General features: G+C 31.2%; 13 protein-coding genes and 1 other RNA gene. 7 read left to right on the top strand and 7 right to left on the bottom strand.

Annotated features, from left to right (window positions below):
* Positions 1-4: 4 nt before the first annotated feature.
* Complete coding sequence (mazG, locus tag BLT46_RS07265) at positions 5-784, bottom strand: nucleoside triphosphate pyrophosphohydrolase (protein ID WP_090408445.1); 780 nt, start codon at positions 782-784, stop codon at positions 5-7.
* A 747-nt stretch (positions 785-1,531) separates the two neighbouring features.
* Between mazG and BLT46_RS07275 the strand changes: the two genes are divergently transcribed.
* The 3 genes from BLT46_RS07275 (at position 1,532) to BLT46_RS07285 (ending at position 4,933) form a co-directional block, all read left to right on the top strand.
* Positions 1,532-3,592: a TonB-dependent receptor gene (locus BLT46_RS07275; RefSeq protein ID WP_090408451.1), complete on the top strand. Its 2,061-nt coding sequence runs from the start codon at positions 1,532-1,534 to the stop codon at positions 3,590-3,592.
* A gap of 22 nt (positions 3,593-3,614) precedes the next feature.
* Entirely contained in the window at positions 3,615-3,944 is a 330-nt protein-coding gene (locus tag BLT46_RS07280; RefSeq protein ID WP_090408454.1) for a winged helix-turn-helix transcriptional regulator, read from the top strand.
* Positions 3,945-4,036: 92 nt separating this feature from the next.
* A complete protein-coding gene (locus BLT46_RS07285; protein ID WP_090408457.1) occupies positions 4,037-4,933 on the top strand; it encodes a hypothetical protein in 897 nt (298 codons plus the stop codon).
* A gap of 470 nt (positions 4,934-5,403) precedes the next feature.
* On the opposite strand, the gene BLT46_RS07290 is transcribed toward BLT46_RS07285, so the two are convergent.
* The gene (locus BLT46_RS07290; protein ID WP_090408460.1) at positions 5,404-5,823 is read right to left on the bottom strand and encodes a DUF5606 family protein; all 420 of its coding nucleotides are present in this window, start codon (positions 5,821-5,823) and stop codon (positions 5,404-5,406) included.
* Between the two features lie 62 nt (positions 5,824-5,885).
* Positions 5,886-6,473 (bottom strand): peptide deformylase, encoded by a 588-nt coding sequence (gene def, locus BLT46_RS07295; protein ID WP_090408463.1) that lies wholly within the window; start codon positions 6,471-6,473, stop codon positions 5,886-5,888.
* Between the two features lie 163 nt (positions 6,474-6,636).
* On the opposite strand from def, the gene BLT46_RS07300 reads away from it, so the two are divergent.
* Positions 6,637-8,904, top strand: a complete 2,268-nt coding sequence (locus tag BLT46_RS07300; RefSeq protein WP_090408466.1) for an FUSC family protein — start codon at positions 6,637-6,639, stop codon at positions 8,902-8,904.
* A 16-nt stretch (positions 8,905-8,920) separates the two neighbouring features.
* On the opposite strand, the gene BLT46_RS07305 is transcribed toward BLT46_RS07300, so the two are convergent.
* Positions 8,921-10,129, bottom strand: a complete 1,209-nt coding sequence (locus tag BLT46_RS07305; protein ID WP_090408469.1) for an NAD(P)-dependent oxidoreductase — start codon at positions 10,127-10,129, stop codon at positions 8,921-8,923.
* Between the two features lie 188 nt (positions 10,130-10,317).
* Here BLT46_RS07305 and ssrA point away from each other — a divergent pair.
* From ssrA to BLT46_RS07320, 3 genes are all read left to right on the top strand, one after another.
* Positions 10,318-10,716, top strand: a transfer-messenger RNA (tmRNA) gene (ssrA, locus tag BLT46_RS07310).
* Positions 10,717-11,119: 403 nt separating this feature from the next.
* Positions 11,120-11,353: a hypothetical protein gene (locus tag BLT46_RS07315; RefSeq protein ID WP_090408473.1), complete on the top strand. Its 234-nt coding sequence runs from the start codon at positions 11,120-11,122 to the stop codon at positions 11,351-11,353.
* A gap of 588 nt (positions 11,354-11,941) precedes the next feature.
* Positions 11,942-13,339, top strand: a complete 1,398-nt coding sequence (locus BLT46_RS07320) for a LuxR C-terminal-related transcriptional regulator (RefSeq protein ID WP_090408479.1) — start codon at positions 11,942-11,944, stop codon at positions 13,337-13,339.
* Between the two features lie 97 nt (positions 13,340-13,436).
* Here the strand turns inward: BLT46_RS07320 and BLT46_RS07325 are convergent, their stop codons facing one another.
* The 3 genes from BLT46_RS07325 to BLT46_RS07335 are packed head-to-tail and all read right to left on the bottom strand — an operon-like array spanning position 13,437 to position 17,632.
* Positions 13,437-15,350, bottom strand: coding sequence for an OmpA family protein (locus tag BLT46_RS07325; protein WP_090408482.1), 1,914 nt, complete (start codon positions 15,348-15,350; stop codon positions 13,437-13,439).
* An 8-nt stretch (positions 15,351-15,358) separates the two neighbouring features.
* Positions 15,359-16,294: a PorP/SprF family type IX secretion system membrane protein gene (locus tag BLT46_RS07330; protein WP_090408485.1), complete on the bottom strand. Its 936-nt coding sequence runs from the start codon at positions 16,292-16,294 to the stop codon at positions 15,359-15,361.
* A gap of 12 nt (positions 16,295-16,306) precedes the next feature.
* The gene (locus BLT46_RS07335; protein ID WP_090408488.1) at positions 16,307-17,632 is read right to left on the bottom strand and encodes a T9SS type B sorting domain-containing protein; all 1,326 of its coding nucleotides are present in this window, start codon (positions 17,630-17,632) and stop codon (positions 16,307-16,309) included.
* Between the last annotated feature and the right edge of the window lies 1 nt (position 17,633).

A 17,633-nucleotide genomic window follows, 5' to 3' on the forward strand; every position in this document is an offset into this window, starting at 1 on the left:
TAAATCACTTTTTTATGTTTTTAGAAATCACCCAATATGCATCTAATTCTTTCTCTGTTAAGCTTGAAATCTCTTTACCGTCTGCTTTAACTAATTCCTCAACTTTTGTAAATCTTCCTATAAATTTATTGTTAGACGATGTCAATGCCTTTTCAGCGTCGATACCGATAAAACGGGCATAGTTAATCAAAGAGAATAAAATATCTCCAAATTCATCTTCCATCTTCGCTTTATCTTGTGCTTTTTCCTCTATTTTAAACTCCGCTATTTCCTCTTCAACTTTATTCCAAACATCAACTTTATCACTCCAATCAAACCCAATTCCACTTGCTTTTTCTTGAATGCGGTGGGCTTTAATCAAAGCCGGCAATCCTTTTGGAACTCCTGCCAAAACAGACTTATTTCCTTCTTTTAATTTTAATTTCTCCCAATTCTGTTTTACTTCTTCTTCAGAACTTACTTCTACATCACCATAAATATGTGGGTGTCTAAAAATAAGCTTATCTGAAATACTATCAGCAACATCTTTAATGTCAAATAACTCTTTCTCATCACCTATTTTAGCATAGAAGAATATATGCATCAACACATCTCCTAATTCCTTTTTCATTTCATCCGTATCCCCTTCAGTAATACTATCTACTAACTCATATACTTCTTCAATTGTCAGGTTTTTAAGCGAATCAAATGTTTGTTTTTTGTCCCAAGGACACTTTACACGTAATTCGTCTAAGATTGTTAATAATCTATCTAAAGACGCTAATTGTTCTTTTCTACTATGCATAATATAACTGTTTTCAAGCTATAAAGATAAAACAATAAGCAACCTTCTCAACTGTTAAACCTATTTAAAAAGGTGAGCAAAATAATTCGCAAAGTTTTAATTATAAACGCAGAAACAATAAAACTTGTGCAAAATATGCAGTTTCTACTAACTTTTAGGATAGTTAACCACCATACTATAATACTGTATATCAGATTTTTAAACAAACATTGCTTTTACTTTGTTTAAAGGGCTATTTCCTTTTTTCACTAAAAACTTTATTTTTGCCCTGAATTAAATTATAAACTTGAAGCATAAGCACTACATATTATATTCTTACCTATTTATAGGTATAATAGCATCCATTACCTTACTCGAGGTAATGCAAGGGATGGTGCATGCTTTATATCATCAAGATAAATTATTCACTCAATCAGAATTAGTTCAACAATCAAATAGTGACTTAAGCGATTATGAAAGTTGCACACATGTAAAAAGTGCGATTGACAAAGCACATAAATGTGATTGTGAGTATTTTAGTTTTACAAAAGTTTATACTACTTCAGTTATTTATAAAAATATTACTACTAACATAGTTTCAAATTTTAAGAAAGATTATTTCTTATTAGTCAAAGTTAATAGTAGTAATTACTACCATTTATTTACATCAAGACCTCCACCTGTATTAATTTAATAGAAATTAAGGCAAACTTTTATTGTTTTATCAACAATAAACCGTTTTAAATCTGTCAAATTAATAATACAAATATGTACAAAGGATTTTTATTAGTCGCTTTGGTAAATTTTTGTGTTTGTAACTTTTCTTATGGTCAAACTGATACACTTTTAAATAAAAATTTTATTGACGAATTATTGATTACCATTAAACCGATTAAAAATCAATCGGTTAGAGAAAGTACACCTATAACACAGCAATTTAAAGAAAGTAAATTAGGCGATAATATTGCAGATCTTTTTTCTAATACAGCAGGCGTTTCAGTTAGACGAACAGGTAATGTAGCTAAACCTATCATTGATGGTTTAGGCAGTTCGCGTGTTCTTTACTTAACTTATGGAGTTCGCTTAGAAAATCAAGATTGGGCGGATCAACACGGTCCAGAAATTAATACGTTTTTTAGTAAAAATATAAAACTTGAACGCAGTGCAGAAACTGTGCGTTATGGAGCAAATGCTTTAGGAGGGGTAATAAAAATTGACAACCCCAAAATACAAGATTCTGTTGATTTTAAAGGAGCTTATAGCACCGCATTTTTATCTAATACAAGAGGAATTAAACAACATTTATTAGTAGAAAAGCGTGTTAAAAAACTACCTTCTTTAAGTTTTAGAACGCAATTTTCGTGGAGTAAAGAGGGTGATTATCATACCTCTAAATACAACATTGGTAATACAGGAGTTCGTGATAAAGACTTTTACACAGAAATTAACTACTCCTCTATTCCGTTTGATGTTCAATTCTTGTACTTAAACCAAAATCAAAGAAAAGGAAGTTTCTATGGTGCTCTATCAGGTAATATTGAAGAATTAGAAGAGATTATAGCATTAGGGAGACCTGCAAAAACAATCCCTTTTAGTTATGCTATTCAAGCACCTTATCAGCATATAAAACATCAACTTTTATTAAGTAAAGCACAATGGAAACTTCAAAAGTCAATGTCTATTAATGCAATCTATGCTTTCCAAAAAAACCATAGACAAGAGTATGAGGTTAGACGTATGGATCGTACAACAATTCCAAGTCAGGATACTGATTTACAATCTCATTTCGCTGAGTTGTCTTTAAAGTACACTAAAAATAATTGGAAAGGTGAAATTGGACTTGCTTATAGACGTAAAGAAAACTTTAATCAACCAGGTACAGGGGTTGTGCCTGCTATACCAAATTATGATTTCCAAACCAAATCAGCATTCTTATTGGGAGGGTCTACAATAAAGAATTGGTACATCGATTATGGGATAAGATATGATCAAACATATATGAATGCATTGGGAATAAACTTTTTAGGCATTGCATATGGACAAGCGAAACAATATAATAATTGGTCTTCTCAAATAGGAGGTAAATACAATTTTAAAAATGGGAGTTTTTCGAGCGCTATTAGTTATGGTAATAAAGTTCCTGAACCTTACGAGTTATTTGTAAATGGAAAACAACACGGGTTACCTATTTTTTTTATAGGAGATAAAAACATAAAACCAGAAGTTGGAATAAAGTGGTTTAACCACCTTACCTACTATGTGGGTAAATCAAAATTTCAAGTAAATGCTTTTTACCATCACTTCGACAATTTTATCTATACTGTACCTACCCAAACCTATAAACAACTGTTTTCAGGACCAGCTGTTATATTTAATTTTCAACAAAGTAGGGCTGTTCTTATGGGGATTGACTGGGGATTTGAGCGACCTATTACAGATAGAGTTTTTCTAAAAACACAATGGTCTGCTATTCGTGCAACTGCGGAAGGACATAAGTATTTGCCTAATATTTCGCCTTTAAAAGGAACAACAACGATAGATTATACTTGGCCTAATGAAAAATATCAAATAGGATTGGAGCATCAATATACTGCTAAAAAGAAAAAATTTAGTGAAGATTATGAACTTTCAAAAGATACTCCTGCCGCTTCATCACTATACAATTTAATAGGGCGATTAAATTTCAAGATATCTAATCAAACGCTAAGCGTAATACTGCGTATAGATAACGTATTAAATACAGAATATAAAGATTATATGGATTATCATCGATATTTCATTCATGCTAAAGGAAGAGATATTAGGTTAAATATAGTTTATAATTTTTAAGCTTTTGTAAAAACAATAACAAATGGAAACTCTCCAAATGGACATAAATAAACAAAGAAGTATTGAAGACTCCCTCTATGTTTTATCAGGTAGATGGAGTGTGAAAATAATACTACAACTTTTAAAAAAACCGATGAGATATAAAGAAATTCTCTATAGTGTAGAAAAGATATCTGATAAGTCACTTTCAAAAGAACTAAAACACTTAGAAGACAACCTTTTAATAAAAAAGAAAAAAGTAGATAAATATATTGTTTACCACTTAACAGAACATTGTATCAACTTAATTCCACTTCTTGAGAAGCTTGCTCAATGGGGAGCAAGACATAGAGAATACCTCAAAAACGATTAAATAGTACTAAGTCCCCTTTTCCTCCTCTTGTTATTTTAGGAGGAGTATTTATTAAAAAATCACAATCAATTATTAATTAAATATTTTATTTTATGAAACTTAAATCTTTTTACCAAACGCTACTTATTCTATTAGCTTTTATTTCATTAACCACTTTGGTCGGCTGTTCTAAAGACAGTGTATCACCTGCACCACCAGTAGATGAAACAGTGGATAAAGGTCACGAAGAATGGGGTAAAGTAACTTTCACATTTACAAAAGGTCATTTACACGGATCATTGTTTCATGGAGATCCAATAAATCCAGAAACAAAATATTTTGTATCTAAACAAGAAATTTCATTTGAAGTTGATGAGAAAGGAAATGTTGTGCCGTCTACAACAGAGCCAATCCGTTTTATCAAAGATGTACACTATGGATTAGAAATTACTTATTACAATAAAAATGGAGAGCGTATGAATAGTGAGTTTACAAGTGCAGAAATGGCTCCAATACACCAACATTTCTTTTTAAATAAAAATGTTAAAGATTTATTGACAAATAAAGATCTTGGAAATCATTTAGATATATTTAAATACTCATATAGAGATACAGAACCAGAAGATCAAATGTTCTATATTTCACCGAATGCCAAATTACGCCCAAAAAATGATCCTATAGGGCTTAAAGGTTATTTTTATATTACAGATAAGTATAAGACTTTTGATTTGAATATTTTATTGGTACATGTTGTTAAAGGAACTAAATTAGATGACAATGGTAATCCTTATCCGTTTGACAAACCAAGTAAAAGAATTCTTGGAACACAAGATTTAAACATTAAAATTCCTGTAAAAATCTATACAGAACACCCAGGAGGTTCAGATGCTGAAGTAGATAAATTTATCAAAGATATTGCAAGAGAGTTCAATATTACAGAAGAAGAAGCTTATGATGATTGGGACAAATCATTTGATGCTCCACACGATAGTAGTAAATACTACATGTAATGAGAATTATTAAATGAGTAAAAGAGGCTAACCATATTTTAAGTTAGCCTCTTTTTTTACAAATAATCAATAGAATTTCATAAGTTTATAAGTGACTTTGTTCGGGAACGGTTCGGGAACGGTGCGAGTCACCTTCGGAAAAAAGGACCGTTTTCCGAACAAATGCTACATAAATCACCTATTACACCCTTAAAAACACTAATGCTAACCTCTTTTACAGATAGGAAAAGAGAAAGAAAGAAATAAACTAATTGCGAATACTATTTATTAATAAAACGCAATACGTCATTAAATAAATATTTCTATCAAATATTTATTACAACTATTTTAAAATCTACTTAATGATTTAAAAACAAGAAGATTACATCTATAAAGATACATCAAATCAAATTAAAATAGATTTTAATAAACAAAAAAAATGGACTACTATACATAGTAATCCATTTTTTTATTTTGTTCAAAGGCAAAAATTATTTTGCTTCTTCTACTTTTTCTGCTTCAGTAAATGCATCAGCAATAATTCCTCTTTTTTGAAGAATGTTATACCAGTTTAATACTTTTTTGATATCAGAAACATATACTCTGTCTTCGTCAAATTCTGGTAATACTTCTCTGAAGTAAGCTACTAATGTAGGATTATCTTCCTTGTGAGAAATAGCCTCTCCATTGTTTTCTTTTGCTGCAATATTTCTAAATACCTCAAATAACTTTACTTCATCATTGTAAGTATAAATAGAAATTTCAGAAAGCAAACTAACATTGTTTCTCAATCCCACAGTACTTTTCTTTCCATCTGCCAATGATTCAGCAACAAATCCTGTACGAGTTTGTACTAATAACTCATATAATCCTGGTTTTCCTGAAATAGCTAAAACTTTTTCTAAACTCATTTTTTTCTAAATTTTACTTTAAGAGTCGCAAATATCTTAAATAGTTATTAATTTACAATTTTTTATCTACCTTTTTTCTTTGTAAACTTCATTTTGTAGTCAGTAAATATCTTACCTTCCAAAATATTGTTAAGTTTCTTAGAAATAAGTTTCTTTTTTAATGATGGTATTTTATCTGTAAATAAAACCCCCTCAATGTGATCATACTCGTGTTGAATAACTCTTGCTGCTAATCCGTCAAACTCTTCTACGTGTTTCTCAAAATTCTCGTCGTAGTATTCAATTGTGATCTTTTCTTTTCTTTTAACTGGCTCGTGTACATCTGGAATACTTAAACATCCTTCATTAAACGTCCACTCTTCTCCTTCTTCTTTAAGAATCTTAGCGTTGATAAAAGTTTTCTTGAATGTAGTCAAGAACGCTATTTCCTCTTCTGTATTGTCTTCCATTTCTGCAAATGGTGCTGCATCTACTACAAATAATCTAATTGGTAAACCTACTTGTGGTGCAGCAAGTCCAACTCCATGTGCTGAATACATTGTTTCATACATGTTGCTTATTAATTCTGGTAAGTTTGGATAATCTTTAGAAATGTCTTCTCCTACTTTTCTTAAAACAGGATCTCCATATCCAACTATTGATAATATCATATTACTTAATTATTTTTTATCTGTGTCCTAAAAATTCTAAAGCGCAAAATTACTTAAAAATAAACGAATAAATAACATAACAAATTATTTTTGGCCTCTAATTTGTATTATCTTGCTTTCTGAAAAGAATTCTAACCTAATTAACCAATAGGAAACTAAATCTATGCTAAGCAAAGCGAGAAAATTCACAGATAATTCCCACCTTGGCGATTCCCTAAAAATTACAATATCGGCTGTTGTCCCTTTCCTTATTCTAATGCCTTATAAGGAGTTTAACTGGGCATTTGCAGCTGCCATTGGAGCTATGCTTACCGCCCCCGTGGATATACCCAGTAATATAAAAGACAAAACTGTCGGACTTCTTGTTGGTGCGTTTACTGTACCAGCGGTTACTCTTACGCTGTCTTTAACGCACGGACACTGGTATTTTTACCCCATTTTCGTTTTTATTTTGTTCTCCCTAAGTATGATTTCTGTCTATGGACACAGGGCAAATATGTTATCATTTACCGGATTATTAGCAGCCAGTTTAGGATTAGCACACGATTATACGGGAACTGCTTTATGGATGCATTGTTTGATGTTGCTCTTAGGGGGATTACTCTACTTGGTTGTAGCTGTTATTTTCTATTATGCAAGACCACGTAGGTATGCTGTGTTACAGACTTCTGAATGTATGGAGCTAACGGCAGATTACCTTAAACACAGAGCAAAACTTTGGGACAAGGAGGCAAATACTGAAAAAATAACTGAGGAACAACTTAATATTCAGGTTCAACTAAATGAGGTACATGAAAACTTACGTGAATATTTGGTACGAAACAAAGCTAATACAGGTAACTCCTCAAATAACAGGCGTCTGTTAGTTGCTTTTTCTTCTTTAGTGGAAATTTTAGAAATTGCTGTTTCTACTTCTTTTGAACATAAAAAATTACATAAGCTTTTTGAAGAACGCCTTGATATTATAACTGATTATCAGCAGTTAGCTTACCACTTCGCTGACACAATTGAGGTTATTGGTACTACATTGAATATGGGGGGTAAATACACCCCAAAGCACGATTTAACTTCTGAGTTTACTAACTTACAAGCTAAATTAAGTGAGTTTGTCAAAAGTGATAATTCTTCTGATATGATGGAGGCTGTTTTGATGTTTTCAAACGTTTTACACTATGCTGAAAACCAGATCATCAAAATTCATACTCTTGAAAAAACGCTTACTGAAAAGGCATTCTCAATGGATGTAGAAAATAAGTTTAAAGATTTAGAAAAGTTCCTTACGCCGGTTCACTATCGCTGGGAAACACTTAGAGAGAACTTGAACTTTACCTCTACTATCTTTAGACATGCTACACGTTTAACAATCACAATTTTAGTGGGATTAATAATCAGTAATATCTTTAACTTACTAAATGGTTATTGGATTTTACTGACTATTGTGGTAATTATGCGCCCTGGTTTTGGACTGACGAAACAGCGTTCTTTTGAGCGTGTTATCGGTACTGTACTTGGTGGTTTATTGGCTTTTGGATTGTTATACGTGATTGATAATGTAACTGTCATTGCTTATATAACAGTAATTACAATGATTATTGGCTACTGGTTTTCACATACCGATTACAAAGTTGGAGTTACTTTCATTACAATGTATGTTGTCTTGATTTACGGAATATTAACGCCGAATTTCATGGACTTGCTTATTTTTAGGGTGATTGATACCTTAATCGGTGCTTTGCTTGCCTTTGGAGCTAACTATTTATTGTGGCCATCTTGGGAGTTCTTAAACATTAATACGCATCTGTCTAAATCGCTTCAAGCTAATAGAGAGTATGTGAAAGAAATTACACTTTATTATAATGAAAAGGGAGAGGTAACATTACCTTATAAAATAGCGAGAAAATACGCATTTATTGAGATAGGAAACTTAATGGCATCGTTTCAACGTATGATTCAAGAACCAAAGTCTAAACAAAAATTTAGAACTGAATTATATGAGTTGGCTGTATTAAACCACACTTTCTTATCTACTGCGGCATCAATAGGTATTTACGTGCAATCGCGTACGACTACCAAAGCTTCTGAAGCATTTAATATCGTAATGGACTACATCGACAATAATTTAAAACAGACAATAGACTTGTTAAGTGATGCTAATACTAATAAGGAAATTAATATTATTGAAAGACCTGAAAACTTTAATGTTAGTGTTACTTACTTAAAAAATTTACGTGAATATGAATTGAAGAAGTCCTATTCAGATGATAAACAAATTCAGAATCTGATGGAAGAATCTATCTTGGTAATTGAACAGTTGATTTGGCTTTCTAATTTGTCAGAAAAGATATTTAAAATTACAGCGAGTATAGCTGAACAAAAGAAAATGGAGGACCCTAATAGATTGATGTCCTTAAGAAAAAAAATCCTTCCATAATGGAAGGATTTTTTTATTACTCTTTACCATCTACATAATCTTGTAGGTAGTCAAAACGTTCTGTAAGTTTTTTGTCCTTTACAATCGTTGCTCTTTTTAATACTTGGTCTTTATCTCCATTAAAAAAAGCTGGCATAATCTCTTCAACAAATACTTCACCAAAGCCTTCGCTTGCGTCTTTAGGAAGCTCTGTAGGCAAGTTATCAATTGCCATTACAGTTATTGCTGCAGGATGGTCAAACTCCACCTCTTCACCTTGTCTTGGATGATACCCATAAAAAGGTTCAGCAATCGTAGATGCTCTCAAAGTAGATTCAATCGGTCCTTGGTCTACATCACAAGAAATATCACCAATAAGTTTAATCTGATTTTTAGGAGAGTTAAGCATTTCTTTTGTCAAAATCACAGGAGATCCTGTTTTGTGAAAATGCCCAGTCATAAGAATATCAGCAACTTGAGAAAACTTCTCAAAATCACTCGTGTACAACTCCGGATTGTCGTAAAAATCTTGTTTACTACCTTCTGTACCATCTATTCTCTTGTAATAGTCTGTTACACCAATTTGCGTATACACAGGTCTATCGTATTTCTGTGTTAAGAAGTGTTCCACAGAAACCTTCTTCATCTTCATTCCGTCAAGGATTTCCATAACACCTTTTGCTACTTTTCCTTGTCCTGTCAATACAATTTTAATCGGAGGAAAGAATTGTTTTTTAAGACGAAATATCAAATCTTCTTTATGCAATAACGTCTCCGCTTTAGCAAGATTAAATAATTCGTATTTTAATCCAAATCCTCTTAGTGTGTTATAGGCACCAACGATTCCGGCATATCTACCGAATCCTATAATTCTCGTGTTCTTCCCGTCTACAAATGTCTCGTGATCCATTAATGTAATGTTCTTCTCAATGCAAGCTTTTAAAAGCTCACGGTTATGTTCTTGTTTTTTTATTGTATGCGAAAAAAAGACATAAGTTTTATTTGGAATGAGTGCGTCAACTGGAATTTCTTTTACCCCTAACAGCAAATCACAATCAGACATATCGTCTGATAATTCAAAGCCACAAGCCTCGTACTGTTGGTCAGAAAAAACTCTGATATCGGAGCGTTCTATCTTAATAGTGAGGTCTTTATAGCGATCTAAAGCCTTTTTTACTTGATTAGGACAAAGCACAACTCTCTTATCCGGAGGGTTTTTCCGTTCTTTAATAATTCCTATTTTCATAATAAATAGTTTGGTTAGTTATAGTTTATTTGTTTGGTTTTGGGTTAGAAATTCAAATATAGAATTATTTCTGACTTGTACAAAAAAGTAGAAAGAAAATGACAATAGTTAAAACATTATTAAGAATCTTTTGAAGAAAACAAATATTGTTGTACTTTTGCAACAAGTTACTAAACTAAGTAAACAATGGGGTCGATCGGTATTGACAGCGAGTGGAATTAGTTAGTAAGCACGTCGAGCGTTGTTATGTAGCTCGTAAATATCATGTAACGAACTTTTTAAACGGCGAAAATAATTACGCTTTAGCTGCTTAATCTGAATTATAGTAAGATTTGCCTTTAGTTCCCACCAGGTGGGAGAGCTAGATTCCTCTTAAGAGCCTTGGTTTATGGCGCTTTGTCCAGAGGAACCGTAAAGTAAACCTAGACCTACGAGCGTCTCGTACATAGGTTGACATCTTAGAGACTAAGTTGTGAGTGGCTGTTTCTTGCCAAGCTCACAATCGAAAATTTAATAAGGAACTAAGCGTGTAGAAAGCTTCCTGATTGCTTGTTTGGACCCGAGTTCGATTCTCGGCGACTCCACAGAAAAAAAACAACCCCTTGATAATCAAGGGGTTATTTTTTTAACCATACTTTTTTGTATAGTTTTTGTATAGATTCTATTTTTTATCCGATACTTTTAAAAACTTATTTGCATTATGTCTTTACTATATACCTTAAGAAGGTATATTATAATTTGTGGAGTCGCCGAGAGTTGTAGCTATTACAGATAGACTACTAATCAAGCTACTCACCTCTGTTTTAAACAATTAATCACCTAATTTAAATAACCTATACTATAAGTAGCTTTTCAACTTAAATACCCTACTCTGTTGTTTTACATATTTTCAAGTTACAGATTTAAAATTTACTTACTTTTGTTTCTATATATGAGATACCCTAATAAAAATGCGTCATTCTTATATTCTTAAACATAAATAAAATAGCTATGAAAGTAATAAATAAAATCAGTATTACACTTCTAACTACACTGTTACTTGCGTCATGTTCAGTACAGGTTAAATCACATAAGAACCACAAACATCAACACGGAAAAGTAAAATCAAATGGAAATCAAGGTATGCCTCCTGGACAAGTAAAAAAAGTAACGGGAACAAAATCAGCTAAAGAGTATGCTCCTGGACATAACAAAAGAAAACAATCGAAAAAGCATAAATATTAGTAGATTATAAAACCAAGCCTAACTATTGAAAGTAGTTAGGCTTGGTTTTGGGGTAACTCACAATCACTTAAGACAAGATAAAAATTATATTATCTTTGTCTTATAGAGGGACAGGATAATGCCTCCCACTATGCTATAGCATTCTTAATAAATTAAGAATGCTTTTTTTATTCCAAAAACAGGCGATAACCCATTTGTATTTAAAATATATTATCCTATGCAATACATCTTTATTTTAATTTTTTGCTACTCTTTTGAAAAACTAATTACCTTAAATTACTACCCTATCATGACACAATAAAAGCAGACTTTTTTACATAAAAAATAATCTGAATACACATTTTTAACACTTATTATTTACCGCAAGAGCAAAAATACCCAAAAACCAAATTCAGTAATATCATTATTTTAAATATAAAAAAAGATATAAGGTAGTTATTTATACAAAAAAAAGAATTTTAAGTATCTATTATCACAATTACACCAATACAAAACGTTAAATAACTGAATATTAAACTTTTAAGATAAAAAACATCAAACTTTATAATTAAATATTACATTTGAACACCTGACTCTAACACCTTATAAATGAAGCTTATTAATTTAAAAAAGTTAATGAACTCTATTTTGTTTATTGTAATATTAACTCAGTTTACTTATAGTGAAGCAAAAATATCAACTAATCTTCAACAACAAATAGAATCTTTAACTTATCGTCCTCTTAATGGCTCAACTAATTTAATGATAGCCATTGACTCGCTGAATAATACTTGGATCAAAGGTAAGTTTGAAAAGGAAAATATATACGCACCTATTATTTTTCAAATTCCTAATGCCCATATCTTTTCTTACGATATGTATATCTATAATAGAAATGATTTACACTATATTGAGCCAAACTTAAATAGTAGAGACAATCTTGTTAGAAGCAGATATGCACAGTATTATATAATTACTGATAATCAAACATATTACTTAAATCTCCATCAAAATACTATTGAAAATTTAAAAGTAATTGCCACAGAACGGAGTCTTTTTGCTGCATACGAAGCAAAGCAATTGTTGTACATCGGTTATTACTATGGTATAGCAACACTTTCAATTATTATAAACTTTATTTTCTATTTTATTTTTAGAGATAAACGATTTCTTAGCTATACAGCTCTACAATTTTGCATCTTTGTCTCATTATTTTATGAAGATGGAATGATATATTATATTTCTAATGGCCAATTCCAAATGAAATATTTATTAGCTTGGAATGTTCCAATTACTTCTCTATTAGCTTGTCTTTTTACAGTTCATTTTTTAGATAGTAAAAAATATTTCAAACAATATAAAGTCATCTTTATTTCACTATTCTCTATTACTTTTTTAGCATCACTAATATTCACTTTTTTCCCGCATCAATTTGTACTTGACTTAATTACTATTCTAAGCTTCATAAGTCCGTTTTTCTGTCTTATACTTGCAGCAACGCTAATTAAAAAAAATATATATGCGCGTTTTTTATTAATTTCTTTTGGAGTTATGATTCTTTTTGCAATTGGATTTGTTTTGTTTATGAATATAAATATGGAACAGTTTAGTTATTTTAATATTAATACTTTCCGTTTTGTAAGTGCTTTAGAAACTATAATTATAACTTTTGCAATTATTTATAGAGTAAAAGACCTTCAAGATTTAAATCAAATTTATAGAGAAGAAATTGATAATTACTTAATTGTACTTGATAGAAAATCTGAAGAAATAAAAAATAAAAAACAAATAAGTCCATTAGATTCCCTCAAAATAAAATATAATCTAACAAATAGAGAAACAGAAGTTCTAACCTGTTTATGGGAAGGAATGAGCAATATCCAAATCTCTGAAAAACTTTTCATATCTGTTAGTACAGTCAAGTATCATGTCAAAAATCTTTATACAAAGCTTGAAATAAACAATCGCTCTGAAGCATTGTATTTAAAAAAAACATATTCAAAATAAGAAAGAGTGCCTTTTGCACTCTTTCTCTTTCTTAGTGATTTTTATTAAAATATACTTGCAGCTAAGAAATGGGGATATTATTGGCTGTTGTTTATTACTATTTTATAATCTTAAATTCACTTCGTCTATTAATTGCATGTTTTTCATTTGAACATGGAACATTATCTCTGCATTCATTAAGAAGTTCAGACTCTCCTACTCCTTTATAGGTAACACGCTTTTTATCAACTCCGTTTGTAATTAACCAATTGGCTGTTTCCAAAGCCCTTTTACTTGATAAGTTTAAATTGTAAGCTTGAGTACCACGACTATCAGTATGCGAACGAATCTCTATTGTAACGTCTTTGTAAGTATCTAATACTTGTAGAATCTTGTTTAAAGTTGCTATAGACTCAGAGCGTATAAATGCTTTATCAAAATTAAAATAGATCGGATCAATTATAATGTCTTTCCACTTATCATTATTTATCTGTTTAAGTAAGAAGTCTTGCTTAACAATACTTGAATATTCATTAAACTTTAGTAACACATTTTTAGGTTCATACCCTTCTGATTCGACTAAAATATCATACTCTTCACCACATAATAAATTGTCTGTATAAAAGTTACCTACTCCATCTGTCAGTAATTTAAATTCTTGTTCTTCTCCCTTTATTTTGATTGTACTTTTACTTATACCTTCAAGTGTTTGTTCATTCTTAACTTGCCCTAACAATTCAGTAATACAAAGCGAATATATATATATATTATCCGATTTAAACTTATCATTAGGTCGATTTGAACTAATGTATCCAGTAGTTTTATTCAATTTAAAAAATGCGAAATCGTCGAATGCACTATTAAATTTTTCTCCTAAATTCTTAACTTCACCCAGTGCACCATTACTTAAGATATCCACCTCAAAAATATCTAAACCACCAAAACCAATTCGGCCATCTGATGAAAAATATAAGGCATCGTCTGTTATAAATGGGAATGTTTCTCTCTCACTTGTATTAATTCCTTCTCCGAGATTCACAACTTGATTTACTGGAGTTAAATCCTGCAATTCTACTTTGTATAAATCTGATTCTCCAAATCCTCCAGGTCTATCTGAAGAAAAATATAAAAATTTCTCATCTGGAGATAAGCTTGGGTGAGCTGTATTAAAATTATCTGAGTTTATAGACAATTCTATCATATTTCCCCAAGTGCCATTTGCTAACTTTGACGCTTTGAAAATTTTTAACAAGGAAGTACCTTTCTTATTATATCGCCTCTTTCCTTTACGATTAAAGTTATTACTCGTAAAAAACATAGTATTTCCATCTTTAGAAATTGCAACAGTTGACTGATTTACCAATTTCAACGCTGGTTCTAAGTCTACAGCCTCAACTTCTCCATTTGCCATTGTCCCTACTTCAAACAGACTTGTAAAAGGTTCTCTTGTCCATCTATCAAGTTTATTTCCCTTACTTTCCGATGACCTTGATGAGGTAAAAATAACACCTGCATTAGTTCCAAAAGCTCCATAATCAGAGAAATCACTATTAAAATCTACTATACTAAGCTTCACTTGTTTATTTTTCTCAAGAAGACTAATTTTTTGAGTGGCTTGCTCTTGATAATAGCTTCTTTGCTTTTCTGTAGCGTAATTATTTAGCCAAAACTGCATAATTTCCTCTGCCTCTTCAGTTTTTCCTACTGCTTTTAAAGTTTGAGTATATCTAAAGTAATACGGTCCATCAATTTCATCCTTGTTATTTGACTTAAACAATTCGTCATACCACTGATTCGCTTCAGGCAGTTTTGCATTAAAATAGTAGGCATCTCCTAACTTTGCGTAGGTTTGAGAAGTTGCCTTTCCATTTTTCACAATTTTCATATATGTCTCTATAGCATCACTATAAGCATAGTTATCAAATTGTTTATTCCCTTTTCTGTCTTGTTTAATCTGTCCAAAAAAGACATATGGATTTACAATAAGAAAGACAATAAACAAACCAATATTAAGTAGTTTTTTGTTCATCATAATTACCTTTAAAAGAACCTTGGCGCTTTCGTGCGATTAGGTAAATTAAACAATTGAAATCTCATAAAAACCTCATGTGATCCACTACTATAATTGCTGAGTTTTGTAGTATCCATATCATAGTTATACCCTATAAATAGTCCTTTTGTAATTTGGAAACCAGCTAATGCACTAACTGATGCGTCCCATCTATAAGCTACACCTAAGGTAAACTTCTCTTTGAACAACATATTAGCTGATAAATCAACTTGTAATGGTGCTCCTTCAACTGCTTTAATAAGTACACTCGGTTTTAGTTTTAAAGACTCATTAACATCAAATACATATCCTGCTGTAAAATAATAATGCATTTTTTGTCTCATCGTCTTTACCAAATTATCATCATAGCGCGTCATTGTCAAAAAATTTGGAACTGAAACACCTACGTAAGCTTTTTCAGAATACAGAAAAAGTCCAGCACCTATATTTGGAGTAAATTTATTCTCAATATTTTGCTGTGTTACTGGATCTGAAGGGTTATAGATATTCAGTTTACTATAATCTACATCTAATAAATTACCGGATCCTTTTACCCCAAATGCCAACTTATAATCTACGTTCAAATCAACTGAATATGAAATATCAATTGCAAAATTATTTGTTGTCATTGCTCCTAATCTATCATTGTAAAAATGAGCTCCTATACCAAGTCCAGTATCTCCTATCGCTGATGTAACAGACATAGTTGCAGTTTTGGGTGCTCCATCAAGGCTCACCCATTGTGCTCTATATTGTCCATAAATATTTAACGACTCTAAACTTCCTGCATAGGCAGGGTTAATATTAGCATGATTATACATATATTGAGTATATTGAGGGTCTTGTTGACCAAACACAGTTCCTACAGTACCAATAGACAGTAAGATACTGAATATGCCGATTTTAAAATTGTCATATTGTTTCATCTCTTTCTGTTTTTATTGGGTGTCTAAGTGTAAATACCCTGTTTTCTTAATCATTCGTGTTCCTGCTGCATCTTTAAATTCATAAGACACAACATAGTAATATGTTCCCGTAGGCAATGGTTCTTTTTTAGCAATTGTACCTCTTCCTTCTGAGTAGCCTCTAAAAACATTTGTAGTTCCATTTCCTGCTGAATCATAGTTCGTTGTTTCATATACTTTAACTCCCCATCTATTAAAAATTTGAACGGTGTTATTAGGGAATTTATATATATTATCAATCAAGAAATAATCGTTTTTACTGTCATCGTTTTTACTGACTAAGTTGTAAATAACAACATCTCCTTCAATCAACCAATCTGTTTTAACTGTAGCAAGGGTAAAAAAACCATACCCTTTAACAGTAGTAGGAGTAGTAATTAACTTATTTGCAACATCAACTATTCCTCCTTCATCAACCCACAATTGAAGTTTAGCATCCCATCTAACAATACGCAAATCACGCTCTGGATTAGTTAGCAATTCTAAAGGTGTTGTTCGATCATCCCAACTTAAGGTCAATATAATATCACTACTATTATTGCTTCCTTTCTCGATTATCCAATACTCTTTATTGTCTAATTTATTAATTACACCTGCAGCAGTAGGACGCGCTCTAAAGAAAGCATAGTCATTCAAAGTATACTTTCCTGTAAATACATCTGCTTCGTTTTTTGCAGACGTTATTATTGCAGGTCTATAAAAACCTGCATCACCTTTGGGAAACGTAAAATCTTGATTTCCTATTTTCTCAACTACTCCTTCTACGTGGCTATTATCACTCACATTTTTAACTGTTGATCCTTTTAAAAAACTAATCATCCCTTTTGACAATTGTGTCCTTGCATTTTCTGTTGAATCAACTTTTACAATTCCTTGTTTAAAATTTGCTTCCCCGTGAATATCAATATTGTTCTTTAAATCAAAAGCTACAGTATTTTGTTCGTTGTCAAACACGACATCGTGAAAATTACTTAGTCCATTTCCAGTAAGTTCTTGTTTTCCATATTCCCCATCAATGCGAGTAAATATTGTTTTACTACTTTTTTTATTAACAGAGATATCATATGTTCCTTCATTAGTAAAGTTTCTATAATAATAGATAGTTCCATCTGTAAGTAAACTTGCACTTTCTTCATTTGAAAAATCATAACCAATTCCTACAACTCCTTCTGTACCAACGCTCATTATTCCAGCATTAACAAGATGTTCATTACTTGGATTCTGAGCTTTACTCGTTATTGTTAGCATTATACCTAATCCAAACAATAATACTTTCGTTATATTTAATTTGTTTTTCATA

This window comes from Myroides phaeus, assembly GCF_900099675.1.
Classification (GTDB): domain Bacteria; phylum Bacteroidota; class Bacteroidia; order Flavobacteriales; family Flavobacteriaceae; genus Flavobacterium; species Flavobacterium phaeum.